The 12503-nt window shown below is 55.2% G+C and carries 8 protein-coding genes; 3 read left to right on the top strand and 5 right to left on the bottom strand.

Features of this window, described 5'->3' with window-relative positions; translation table 11 throughout:
* Positions 1-53 precede the first annotated feature (53 nt).
* The gene (locus tag HUV30_RS10180) at positions 54-2285 is read right to left on the bottom strand and encodes a cyclic nucleotide-binding domain-containing protein (protein ID WP_174405320.1); all 2232 of its coding nucleotides are present in this window, start codon (positions 2283-2285) and stop codon (positions 54-56) included.
* 525 nt (positions 2286-2810) lie between these two features.
* Between HUV30_RS10180 and HUV30_RS10185 the strand changes: the two genes are divergently transcribed.
* Both HUV30_RS10185 and HUV30_RS10190 read left to right on the top strand, forming a co-directional pair.
* Positions 2811-4217, top strand: a complete 1407-nt coding sequence (locus HUV30_RS10185) for an aspartate ammonia-lyase (RefSeq protein ID WP_174405321.1) — start codon at positions 2811-2813, stop codon at positions 4215-4217.
* A 20-nt stretch (positions 4218-4237) separates the two neighbouring features.
* A complete protein-coding gene (locus HUV30_RS10190) occupies positions 4238-4945 on the top strand; it encodes a cyclase family protein (protein ID WP_276512318.1) in 708 nt (235 codons plus the stop codon).
* Positions 4946-5027: 82 nt separating this feature from the next.
* On the opposite strand, the gene HUV30_RS10195 is transcribed toward HUV30_RS10190, so the two are convergent.
* The 4 genes from HUV30_RS10195 to HUV30_RS10210 form a co-directional block, all read right to left on the bottom strand.
* A complete protein-coding gene (locus HUV30_RS10195; protein ID WP_174405322.1) occupies positions 5028-5762 on the bottom strand; it encodes an SIMPL domain-containing protein in 735 nt (244 codons plus the stop codon).
* A gap of 167 nt (positions 5763-5929) precedes the next feature.
* On the bottom strand, positions 5930-7897 hold the full coding sequence (locus HUV30_RS10200; RefSeq protein ID WP_174405323.1) for a methyl-accepting chemotaxis protein: 1968 nt from the start codon (positions 7895-7897) through the stop codon (positions 5930-5932).
* Between the two features lie 173 nt (positions 7898-8070).
* Positions 8071-8517 carry a 4Fe-4S dicluster domain-containing protein gene (locus HUV30_RS10205; RefSeq protein ID WP_174405324.1) on the bottom strand — a complete coding sequence of 149 codons (447 nt, stop codon included), beginning with the start codon at positions 8515-8517 and terminating at the stop codon, positions 8071-8073.
* A gap of 19 nt (positions 8518-8536) precedes the next feature.
* On the bottom strand, positions 8537-10639 hold the full coding sequence (locus HUV30_RS10210; protein ID WP_174405325.1) for a molybdopterin-dependent oxidoreductase: 2103 nt from the start codon (positions 10637-10639) through the stop codon (positions 8537-8539).
* A 442-nt stretch (positions 10640-11081) separates the two neighbouring features.
* On the opposite strand from HUV30_RS10210, the gene HUV30_RS10215 reads away from it, so the two are divergent.
* Positions 11082-12365 carry an extracellular solute-binding protein gene (locus tag HUV30_RS10215; RefSeq protein ID WP_174405326.1) on the top strand — a complete coding sequence of 428 codons (1284 nt, stop codon included), beginning with the start codon at positions 11082-11084 and terminating at the stop codon, positions 12363-12365.
* Positions 12366-12503 lie beyond the last annotated feature (138 nt).

A 12503-nucleotide genomic window follows, 5' to 3' on the forward strand; every position in this document is an offset into this window, starting at 1 on the left:
AAGAAGGCCCCGTTCATTGAACGGGGCCTTTTGCATGCGCGGGGGGGTGCTGTCTAGCGTAGCAGGTCCATCACGTGGTAGTTGGCGTCCATAACCCTCTGCGAGAGCAGGTTGACGATGAAGCGGTGCAGAGACGAAGTCAGCATCGGTTCCTTGAGCTGCAGTTCATCCAGCGTGGCTTTAGAGAGCCGGTAGAGCACGCAGTTGCCTTCCGCCACTGCGGATGCTGAACGGGGTGCCTGCGTGTAAATGCCCATTTCTCCGACCACCGTGCCCGGTCCCATCTTCTTGATGCGGGTGGTTTTTCTGCCCCCCAACTCAAGCTGTATGGTCACCATGCCGCGCTCGATAAAAAACATGTCCTTGGCCGTGTCGCCTTGCCGGAAGATGTACTCCTTGTTGGAGTAAGTCATTTTTTCCAGATAGGGCATGAGCAGAGGCAGCTTTTCCGGATCTGGGAAAGTGGGGGCCAGCATTTTTTCCAGTTTTTCTTCCGCAAGGACAGACGCTCCGGCTTCTCTGAGTATGTTGTCTTCGCACCATTCCAGCGCATAATCCATCTCCACGAAGGACATGGAAACGCCATCCGGCTCGTTGAGCGTGTAGCCGTTTTCTTCAAGCAGTTGTTCAACCTCGAACGGGACGTTGGTGAAGATGAGATTGAAGCCGCTTTTGCGAGCAATATTCTTGAACTGGGTGAAGCTAATGGCCACCTGCGAAGCAAGGCCGCTGACGCGTGAAAAGTCTATTATCAGATATTTGAGCGGCGGCTCGTTCTCATCCTGCAGCCGTTGGCGGATGGCGGCGATGATCGGTGTGGTTGACCCGAGGAATATGAAGCCCTGCAAACGCATCAGGAGAATGGCGTTGCCGCGTGATTTCAGTATGGCCAGATGTTCCGCCCCGCGGTCCACACGGCTGCGGTACGTGCTGCCGTTGAACGTGTGCTTGATGACGGAAACCTTGCTGTAGCGGCTTGCCAGAATCAGGATGGAGAAGAGGAAACCCGCCGTCATGCCTGCCAGAATGCCGAAGGCCACGGCGATGGCAAAGACGAGAACAAGCAGGATGTAATCATCCTTTCTGGTCATTTCCCGTTTGGAATCCACAAGCCACTTGCGCAGTATGGAAAGCCCAAGAAAGACCAGCATGCCTGCCGGAATGAAGCGGGGCAGATACCCAAGCAGAGGCCCTGCCCAGAAAATGGCTGAGCCGCAGATGAGACCGGCCGTTATTCCTGCCATGGGGCCGATTTTTCCCAATTTTCCAGAAGCCATGCTTCGGGATATGGATATGGAGCCGGGCAGGCCGCCGAGAAGGGCGCTTATGGTGTTGGCTGTGGCGAGGTTTTTGAGCAGTTTGTTGAGGTCTACCTCCTCTTCCATAAGCAGTTCCAGTGAATAAACCTTCTGCGCGAGAGAAAGGGTGATGAGCAGGGTTATCGCGACCAGATAGGGGGCACCCTCAAGCAGAATATCCCAGCGGATGTTGGCAAGGGTGTCAAAGCTGACCACCTCCCAGGGAATTGTAATTTGCGTCGGAAACATAAGCAGGTTCATTTCCTGCGCTGCGGGCAGGGAGAATCCCCAGTAGCGGAGCAGGCCGTGGCTTACTCCTGTGGCCAGGAGGATGAGCACAATATTCATGAAGGCGTTTTTGGTTCGATAAAGAGCCAGAGTGAGCAGCAGGCCGAAGGCTGCTGCCGGAATCCACTTCATGCAGGTTTCCAGGTTCCACGCGGGCAGCAGAGCCTTTATGCAGAAGGGGTCAAGTAAGCTGAGATGTATGGCTCCCTTGATGAGCAGAATGCCGACCATGGCCAGCATGCCCCCTATTATGGGCTGGGGAATGTAGCGCAGTATTTTGCCGGCATCCATGAAGGCGGCAAGGTGCGTGACCACGGCGGTCATGACGGTGCACGCAAGAAGGCCGGCCAGTAACGTTGCGCTTGTGGCATCAGGTGTCAGCACGGCTGCCTTGGTCTGCATGAAGGAACCGAACAGATAGAGCAGGCCGCAGACAATGGTTTCCGGTCCTGCTGCGACAACGGGCAATCTGCTGCGAACGGACATGCTTATACAGAAAACCGTGCTTGATATGAGGGCCATGCCGAGAACGGTATCAAAAGCGCAAAGCCCGGGAGCAACCTCGTGTACCAGCATGGCAATGGATATGCAGAAGAACAGCAACAGCAGGCCGCCTTCCAGCCCCGCAAGCAGGTTGGGGACCAGACCGCCATAGGTGAAGGGGCGTTTATCCGGACGCTGGACGGTGTTTATATCCACCTTCTCCGTCGAGGAATGCAGGGATGCGGAGCTGCCCCTCTGTTCTGTTCCGGACGGGAGGCCTTCAGGCTCTGTGTGTGGGGCTGCAGTGTCAGAAGAAAGCCTGCGGGAAGGCGGGACCGTTTCTTCAGATACGCCTGCCATAACGACAATGGCCCGTCTGCATGAAGGGCAACGGACAGGCTTGCCGATGAAGGAATCCGGAACGTCTTTCGTTATATCACATTGCTTGCAGTGAAAAAGCGCCACGTGCACACCTCTGTTCATGATATTTCAGAGTGCCACTTGCCCATGGTTGCAGTGATTGAAGCCGTTTTGAGCTCATCGTGCCTACCCGTGCGAGTGGTGTCGCGCAGCCATATTTTGCATGCTGTATTGCCTATGCAGAAATTAAGCTGTTAACCCATTGTATAGCATGACTATAGTAGAACGGGCAACACCTGTTGACGGGTTGCAATTTGTTGCTGACATAGTATGAGTAACAAACCTGATAAAACTCATACGCAGCACAGATGCGGAGGTCGCATGGATTATCGCATGGAGCACGACAGTCTTGGGAATCACAAGGTACCCGTAGACGCGTATTACGGTGTTCAAACCCTGCGGGCGCTGGAGAATTTTGATATCTCCGGCATTCCTATTTCCCGTTTCGACAGAATGATACAGGCGCTGGCGGAAGTAAAAAAGGCTGCCTGCCTAGCCAACATGGAACTTGACCTGCTGCCCGATTCGATTGGAGAAGCCATAGTGCAGGCCTGCCGTGACGTGCGCAGCGGCATGCTGGACTCGCAATTTGTGGTGGACGTGGTGCAGGGCGGGGCAGGAACCTCCGTGAACATGAATGCCAACGAGGTAATCTGTAATAGGGCGCTGGAAATAGCGGGTCATGCAAAGGGTGAATATCACTTCATCCATCCTCTGAACCATGTGAATCTGTCGCAATCCACAAACGATGTGTACCCCACGGCGTTCCGCATTGCGCTGGTCCGTTATATTGATGAGCTCATCAGGGCCATTCGCGAATTGCGCGAGGGGCTGGATGCAAAAGGAACCGAGTTTGCCCGTGTCATCAAGATGGCACGCACACAGCTGCAGGATGCCGTTCCCATTACGCTGGGTGCGGAATTTGCCGCATGGGGCGTGACCGTGGGAGAGGATATCCAGCGCCTTGAGGAAATGCGCCTGCTTCTCTGCGAAGTGAATATGGGGGCCACTGCGGTGGGGACCGGCATTAATTCCGTGGTGGGGTATTCCGATATAGTGGTCACGCGGCTTGCCGGTATTACCGGCCTGCCCATCAGACGTGCGGAGAATCTTATCGAGGCAACGAGCGATGCCGGAGCCTATGTCATGCTTTCCGGTATGCTCAAGCGGATTTCTGTCAAAATTTCCAAGATCTGTAATGACCTCAGACTGCTGTCTTCCGGCCCTTTCACCGGCCTTCGTGAGATAAACCTTCCTGCTGTCCAGCCCGGTTCCTCCATCATGCCCGGCAAGGTGAACCCTGTTATTCCCGAGCTGGTCAATCAGGTGGCCTACCAGGTCATCGGCAACGACATGACCGTGACCATGGCGGCGGAATCCGGCCAGCTGCAGCTGAACGTGTTTCTTCCTATCATCGCCTTCAACCTCTTTCAGGGGTTGGAGATGCTGTCTCGGGCTTTCGTCACGCTTCGCCGCCGGTGCATAGACGGCATAACCGCCAATCCCGAACGCTGTCTGCAACTGGTGAAGGGCTCTCTGGGAGTTGTTACCGCGCTTGCCCCTGTTCTTGGGTATGAAGAAGCGGCCAGCCTTGTAAAACAGGCTCAGGAGTCGGGCAAGGATGTCTGCCAGATTGTCAGGGAATCAGGCGTTGCCAATGCTGATGAAATTTGCAGCCTGCTTGACCCTGAAATGATGCTCGCCCCGCGTGCACGAAACAATAAATGATGCCTGCATCGCTCTTGCGCATGCGGTATGTGGATTGTTCGCACCCGGTATCATTCCGGATGCCGCACTGGCCCGGTGACCCGCTCACGCGGTTCGTTGCCTGTGCGGGACTTGAGGAAGACGGGTACCAGCTTCGCAGTTTCACCATGAGTGAACACGCAGGCACGCATTGCAATGCGCCCAATACCTTTTTCGAGGAGGGGGCGGATATAGCGGCCATGCTTGTCCCCCCTCCGGTGCTCCCTGTAGTGGTGGCTGATTTTTCGGACCGCGCTGCGGAGAATGCGTCGGCAGTGTTTCTGCCGGAAGACCTGTTGCGGTGGGAGCAGGAGCATGGCCGTGTTCCTGCCGGAGCACTGTTTTGCCTGCACACCGGCTGGGGGGCAAAGTGGAATGACCCTGCCGCCTTTCTGGGCTTGCAGGAACAGTCTTCTACGGGGATATCCGCAAACTCCATGTGCTTTCCGGCGTTCTCTCCCGATGTGACCCGTCTGCTTGTGGCGGACCGCAATGTGGCCGGACTGGGCATAGATACCCATGGGGTGGACAGCCCGATGGACGAGACCTTTTCTGTGAACCGCTGCGCGCTTGGATCGGGCAGACTGGTGCTGGAGTGCCTCGCCAATCTGGATAGGCTGCCACCCACAGGGACGGTGATGGTTATCGGCGGGCTGAAGCTGGAAGGCGGTACCGGATGTCCCGTGGCTGTGACAGCCTTTGTTCCCTGATACTCGCTCTGGTTCAATAAACAAAAAAAGCCGCTTCGGTCCGGAAGGAACGAAGCGGCTTTTGCGTCAACGGGTAGAGGGGCTATTGCTCAAGAAAGAAGTCCACACTGGTCACCACGCGCAGCACCTTGATTTCAGGCGAATAGGGGTCGCGCTGCTCAATGGAGAATACACCCTGACGGGCCTGGCGGATGCTGCCCACCTTGCTGCCGGAATCTGCCGCAAACTTGGTGGCGGCTTCGCGGGCATTCTTGGTGGCTGCGGCAATCATCTCGGGCTTCACGTCGTTAAGGCGGGTGAAGTCAAACTTGGGCTGATAGTCATAGGAGTAAACCAGCATGACACCCTTTTCCAGCAGGGCACCGGTTGCGGTCATGGCTTCCTTTACCATCTGAATCTTGTTACTGCGCACGGTCAGTACTGCCTCAGCAGAGTAGCGGTGCGGGGGGCGCTGTTCGGGGCTGCCACCGTATGCGTAGTGGTCGGTTATGCGCGGCGTGGAGCGTGTGGCCTGGGCGTCGCCCAGATTGTTTGCGGCAAGAAAAGCTCTGACAGCCTGTTCGGATTCTTCAATCTTTTTCTGCAGGGCAGGCAATTCGTTGCCGGTAACCGTAAAGCTTATGGGCCATATGACGCTGTCAGCGGGAAATTCGCGTTCCGCTAGCCCTTTTACGGAAACATAGCGGTCATATGATTTGAATTGTCCCAAGGCGTCTCCCAGCACAATGCTGGCAATGACAATGCTGGCAGCCAGTGCCAGCGCAGCGGTTATCAGTCCCGCATTGCCGAAGGAGCGTGTTTGTGAGTTCGATTCCATGTCTGTTCTCCTGATGGTTCACGAGGAATAGTCAGTATGCGCCGGGGCACGCCTATACGTATGACATAAAATCGGACCGATGACAGCATTAAACATTACAGGTTCTGCTGATCGAAAAAGGAGCGGAACAATCATCTTGTTACGCTCCTTTCTTTTGCGGGGGGACCTTATACGGCATTAAGCCGTGTGATGAGTCCGTTCAATTTTTGTATCAATGTATTGAGTCTGTGAATGGCCTCGGTTGCCAGCTCCGTATTTTGGCTGGTTTTTTCAGCAATGGAGCTTATCTCCTCCGTGGAACGGGTTATCTGCTCGCTGGTGGCGGATTGCTCTTCAGATGCTGTGGCTATGGAGCGCATCTGGTCCGCCGTGGTGTTGGTAATTTGTACGATGGAAGAGAGCGATTCCCCGGCTGTCTTGGTAAGTTCCGTGCTTTTACGGACAACTTCGGAAGCCTGATGCATTGCATCGATATTGTTCTTGGTACCTTCCTGAATGCCGGTAATGGCATTACGCACTTCTCCGGTGGCATTCATGGTTTTTTCGGCAAGCTTGCGTACTTCATCCGCCACCACGGCAAATCCTCGTCCGGCTTCACCGGCGCGTGCAGCTTCAATGGCGGCGTTCAGGGCCAGCAGGTTGGTTTGGTCCGCAATGTCGGTGATAACACTCATGATCTGGCCTATGGCCTGCGCCCGTTCGCCCAGTTCATCAAGGGAGGAGGTAAGGGCCACCGACTTGGTGTGGGCCTCGGTGGTTGCCTGAATGACATTGTCTACGATGGATGCGCCGGAAAGGGCGTGCCTGCGTGCCTCTTCAGCACCTTCCGCGGCATGCGAAGCATTGCTTGAAACATCCAGAACCGTTGCGTTCATCTGCTCCATGGCGGTTGCCACTTCCTCGGTCTGTTGCTTCTGAAGTTCGGCCCCCTCATTGATGATGGCAGACTGCGCGGAAAGCTCGTCAGATGCGGATGTCAGTTCCCCGGCAATGGCAGCCGCCTGCGCGGCAACATCCTTCATGGTTGTAAGCAGTGCCGAGGCGTGTTCCTTTTCTTTGTGAGCCTCTTCCATGGCAGTCTTTGCCATACCGGATTGCTCAAGGGCGTGGCGTTCCTTTTCAGCAGCAATTTCCATGTTGCGCTTGAGTTCCTGCACCATGCTCACGATGTCCAGACGGAGAGATTCCAGCTCGCCGGTAAAGGAGATCTGTGCACAGGCATCGTAATCACCTTTGGCTACCTTGCGTGAAGCAAACTGCAATGCAGTGACATTGCCCACAATGGAGCGGATAACCCAGAAAATGAGCAGGGCAAGCAGCAGCGCTGTGGCGGACTCCACTATGACTGTCACTCTGGCGGTGGAGGCGCGCTGTGCGTCAATGATGGCCTGAATTTCCTCCACAAGCTGCTCAAGGGCCGGTTCGACGCTGCCGGCTGTTTTGCGCAGGTTTTCGAGGCTGGCCGTGGCCTGTTCCGCAGTGGAGGCGTAGTTGGTGAATGCCACCAGATAGGCATCCATATATTTCAGCATCTCGGCTTTCGTCTGTTCAGGATATGCTGTGGAGGCATTGAGCACGCCCAGCATTTTGCTGTGATCGGTTTTGAATTTATCTATGTATTTTACATTGCTGCGCAGCATGTAGTCCTTTTCATGACGGCGCAATGTGAGCATGAGTGCAAGAAGTTCGTTGTCATTCTGTGCGGATATGATGGCCTCTGCCTTGTGTATGGCATCACGCAGTGAGCCGCTCAGTCCCTTGTCTTCCGAGAGTCCCAATTGAACAACAAGGTCTGTGAGGGCAGCAAACTGTTCCTTGTAGAGTTGCATCTGGGAGCTGACGTTATTGGCCTCCGCAGCCATTTCCGGCTCTGCGGCGGCGACTGCGCTCAGTTCCTCAAGTGACATGTCCACGATATTATCGAGCTTTTTACGATACTCAAGATTCTTGCGGGCAAGAAAGTCCTTCTCATTCCGGCGGGCCTGTAGCAGGTGCACTTCCGACTGTTGAATGGTGTGGGCTACCTGAAACGCCCGGTCGATTTGTCGGGCTCCTATCTCGTTGATAATAAAAACGAGTCCCAATCCGACAAGGGCCACTATTCCCGTCAGGTACAACTTGAACTTGATACTCATCTCTGCTTCTCTCTTTATTTGATGACCACTCTGGTCTGATCTTACCAAGATACTGCAGGTGAATGGAAAAAATCAATGATGATTCGTGTTAGAGTTGTAAGGTCATCAAAATGACAAAAAAGAAGCCCCCGGCGGTGTGTTCGGGGGCTTTGCAATACAAGGGGGATGGTAGGCTATTTTTCGTTGAAAGACAGCGCATGCGTTGTGCATGCGGTAACACAGGCGGGTTTGAGTCCGGCATCTACACGGTCCATGCAGAAGTCGCACTTCATGACAGTATTGGTGGCCTTGTTGAATACCGGAATATGCCAGGGGCAGGCTTCTATGCAGGCTTCGCAGCCTATGCACTCATCCTGCACAACATAGACGATACCGTCGGATTCTCTGCGCTTCATGGCCTCGGTGGGGCATACGTCCACGCAGGCAGGCTCTTCACAGTGGTAACAGCTGCGGTACGATGCCTTCATGACCGGCTTGCCGTCCTTCATTTCCGGCAGGGAAGAGGTATGAACGCCAAGCTTGATGCCAATGGGGGTATTGTTCTTGGACTTGCAGTGAACCTCGCAGGCCTTGCAGTGGATGCAGCGGTTCTTGTCCAGTTTCATTCTGTACTTGCTCATTATGTTCTCCTGACTGCTGCTATGCCTTGCGGATGCCTACAAAGTGTTCCTGAAGAGAAAGCCCGCCGCCGGAACGGTCCCATACTTCCAGACCGCCGGGCATGAGTTCCTGATCTGCCACACCCTTGCCGATGGCGCGGGACTCTACGGGCAGCCTGTGGCCGAACCCGTGGACCATGAACAGAGCCTCGGGATGGATGCACTCGGTAACAAAGGCGCGCATGGTGCCTGCGCTGCTGTTCGTGCCTGCGGAGAACACTTCGACCATGTCGCCGTCTGCAATGCCGATTTCCTTGGCGCGGGATTCGTGAATCCATGCCACGTTTTCGGACATCTGCTCGTTAAGAAGCGGGTTGTTGACCGTGTGGCCCTGCGTGTGCACGCCGACGCGGCCGAATGCTATGCGGAACATGCCCTGCGGGGGATGTGCGGGAGAAGCATAGGGCTTGAGCGAATCAATGCCGGCCTTGGCCCACTTGCCGCTCACCATTTCCAGCTTGCCGGAGGGAGTGGGGAAGCTCTCAACCTCGCGCACCACAGGTGCATCCACCAGTTCGACAAAGCCCTTGGCGGCAAAATCCTGCATGGTCAGGCCGGTGTTCTGGAGCTGGTATTCCCATATTTCTTCCATGGACTTGAACGCCAGCTTTTCCATGCCGGGGTGGCTGTCAGCCAGACGGGCTGCAAGACCACACAGAATTTCCCAGTCCGCCTTGCTGTTCACAGTGGGCTGCATGGCGCGGTGGCGCACAAAGAACTGCGGCTTGGGACCGGACTTGGAGGCAATGATGCTCTCGCGGGACAGGTAGGTGGACAGGGGAAGCACCACGTCTGAGTGCCATGCCGTGTCGGACCAGCTGAAGGTTATGCTGACCAGCAGGTCGAGCCCTTCCCACTTTTTCTTGAGTGCTTCGGGGTCGGGCATGGCCATGAGGGGGTCGTGGCGGAAACACAGGTACGCTTTGACAGGATAGGGATCGCCGGAAACAATAGCATCGTATGCAAGGTTGACGAGACCGGGACCGCCATCGAACTGCGGGTGCTTCCAGCCCACACCGTCGGCGCGTTTTTCTTCAGGCTTGGGGAACAGGTCCACAAGCTTGGTCAGGCCCTTCTTGCCCACGTCCTTTGGGGTATTCACGAGCGGCAGACCGCCCTTGACGCCCACGGAGCCGAGCAGAGCGTTGATGATATACGCCGTGCGGCACACGTTGAAGGAGTCGTTGTAGCGGGCGACCATCCAGCCGGGATGCCATATGACATTGGGGGCGGCTTCGGCCAGCTCTCTGGCAAAAGCTTCAATGCGTTCTGCGGGAATGCCGGTTTCTCCGGCAGCCCATGCGGCCGTGTAGGGAGCGGTAAAGGCAGTGAGTTCTTCCAGCCCGTTGACGAACTTTTCAACATACTCAGCCTTGTACAGCTTTTTGGTGATCAGTTCGTTGATGATGGCAAGGTTGAATGCGTAATCCGTGCCGGGGCGCACCATGAAGAAATTGTCTGCCTTGCTTGCGCTCACGTTGGCGCGGATGTCTATGACCGAGAGTTTGCAGCCCTTGCCCAGTGCGTCCATGACTGCGTTGCATTCGGCGACGTTGATGGCTTCCAGAATATTGCGGGTCTGCAGGATGATATGCTTGGCGTTGCGGAAGTCGTACGAAACCATCTTGCGGCCGATGCCGAGAACGGACTGCGCGGCATGCTGCACGTTGCGCGCGCAGGAAGCATCGTGGTTGCAGTAGTTGGGAGAGCCTAAGCCGCGCATGAAGGACTGGTGAAGGTCAACAAACGGGCCGCCACGGTCGGACCAGAGTACACTGCGGTTGCCATGTTCCGCAGTAATGGCCTTGAGCTTGTCAGCTACGTAGTCGAGAGCCTCTTCCCATGTGGCTTCGCGCCATTTACCTTCTCCTCTCTCTCCCACACGGATAAGCGGAGTGGAAGGGCGCTCGGTGTCCTTTTCCAGAGCTATGCCGGCTGCGCCACGTGCGCAAAGACCGCCCTTGAGTGCGGAGTGCGGATTGCCCATGATCCATGCCGCCTCTCCATTGCGTTTCTCCACCTGAATGGGACAACGCACGCTGCACATGCCGCAGACGCTGTATACGGTTTCACCAGTTGCCATGCTTCCTCCTGCATCAAATTGACCAAATTGCACGCTGTTGAAAAAATTGTTTTGCCAGCTTCTTCCAGGGGGAGCCGTGAATTGCTCCACATTTCTGTTGCGTGAATTGCGAAATGTCGTTGCTGCCGCATGTCGCTGATGTGTCCCTTTCACTTCAGCGGGGGCGTCGCCTGCGTCGCCGGCCGTTTGCTAGTGTGATTGACGGGTCACTATCATATATATGCAAGCGATAAAAAGTATGTGAAAAATATAGCAAGCGGTTCATTGCGCACTCAATATCGACTTGTGCTGTGCATGCACTCTTGCCTTTCTTTACTATATGAGCGAAAAATATGATAGACTGACAGTCATTCATTCAAAAAGGTTTAGGCGAATTACACGGGAACACGGTGCCTTGATTTGCAAGGCGATGGCTGATTCCGGTACACAGGGTGGAGTGAGTATGTCCCGCATAGCTTTACGGTTTCTGAAATTGATTGTTTTTTCAGCGCTTTGCTGGGGTGTGCTTTTTGCCGGTACTGCCTCTTCTGTTCTGGCGGAACATCCGCTCAAACTGCTGCATTACTGGACTGGGCCCCTTTCCGGGGGCATTGACGAAATGGTCGCCGAGTATAATGCACGCTCGCCTGTATCGCCCATAGAAGCAGTGGGTATGGATCATGAATCCTTCAAGGCCGGAATAAAAGGTCTGCTGGCCTCTGGGCAGCGTCCGCAGTTGTTCAGCTACTGGGCCGGAGCACGAACTCAATATATGGTCGACGCAGGGTATCTGGCCCCCATAGATGAAGCATGGAATGCTGCAGGCCTTGACAGGGTTTTTCCTCATGCCGTGGCGGAAACCTGCGTATATAACGGGAAACGGTATGCCCTGCCGGTGACGCAGCATGTGGTTGGCTTCTTCTTCAACCGGAACCTGTTCAGCTCCCTGAATATTACCCCCCCCGAAACATGGGATGAATTCATCGAGGTTTGCAGAACGTTGAAAAGGGCAGGTATTGCCCCTCTTTCCCTGGGTAACAGAGAGCGCTGGCCCGCACAGTTCTGGTTCGACTATTTATTGCTGCGAACCGCCGGACCTGACTACAGAGACCGGTTGGTCAAAGGGAAAGCCTCGTATCTCGATCCGCAGGTGCAGCATGCATTTACGCTGTGGCAACAGTTGATAGATGAAGGATTCTTTTCTCCTGCCACGGGCAAGAACGATTGGGCGGGCGCCGCAAAAGAAGTGCATCTCGGCAAGGCAGCCATGACTCTGATCGGAACGTGGGTGATGGGATACTACGGCGAACAGTTGGGCTGGAAGGAAATGCAGGATTACGACTTTTTCGAGTTTCCTCTGATAGATCCCGGAATCCGCAAATCCTTTGTCGGGCCAATTGATGTTCTTGTTGTGGCCCGTGGCAATAATGGGGATATTCACGGATTGGACGAGGCTCTCATGTATTTCGCCAGGGTAAGGTTGCAGGAGGTGATGAGTGCTGGGTCGGGGGCGCTGGCTCCGAGCGGGCAGGTACCTCTCGAATTTTACGGGCCTTTGAAGCGGCGGCTTGCCGAAGTTGTGCAACGGGCCGAACTATGGAATTTTGCCTATGATCTTGCCGTGCCTCCGGCCGCTGCCGATGTGGGGCTAGGGTTGTTTGCCGCGTTTCTGCGTCAGAATCAGGATCTGGGCATGCTGCTGAAGAGCACTCAGCAGAGGATGGAGTTCATATACGGTCAGCACTAACTGGTGGGAACTGGCGGGAATTGGTGAGAACTGGCGGCAGAAAGCCGCTACGGGTGGCAGAGCATGCCCGCCTGTGCGGGAATTTGCAGAAGGTCCCGGAAAATTTATCTGTGGTGGAGACAAAAGTCCGGAAAAGAC

Origin of the sequence: Desulfovibrio subterraneus, assembly GCF_013340285.1 — a bacterium.
Taxonomy (GTDB): domain Bacteria; phylum Desulfobacterota; class Desulfovibrionia; order Desulfovibrionales; family Desulfovibrionaceae; genus Halodesulfovibrio; species Halodesulfovibrio subterraneus.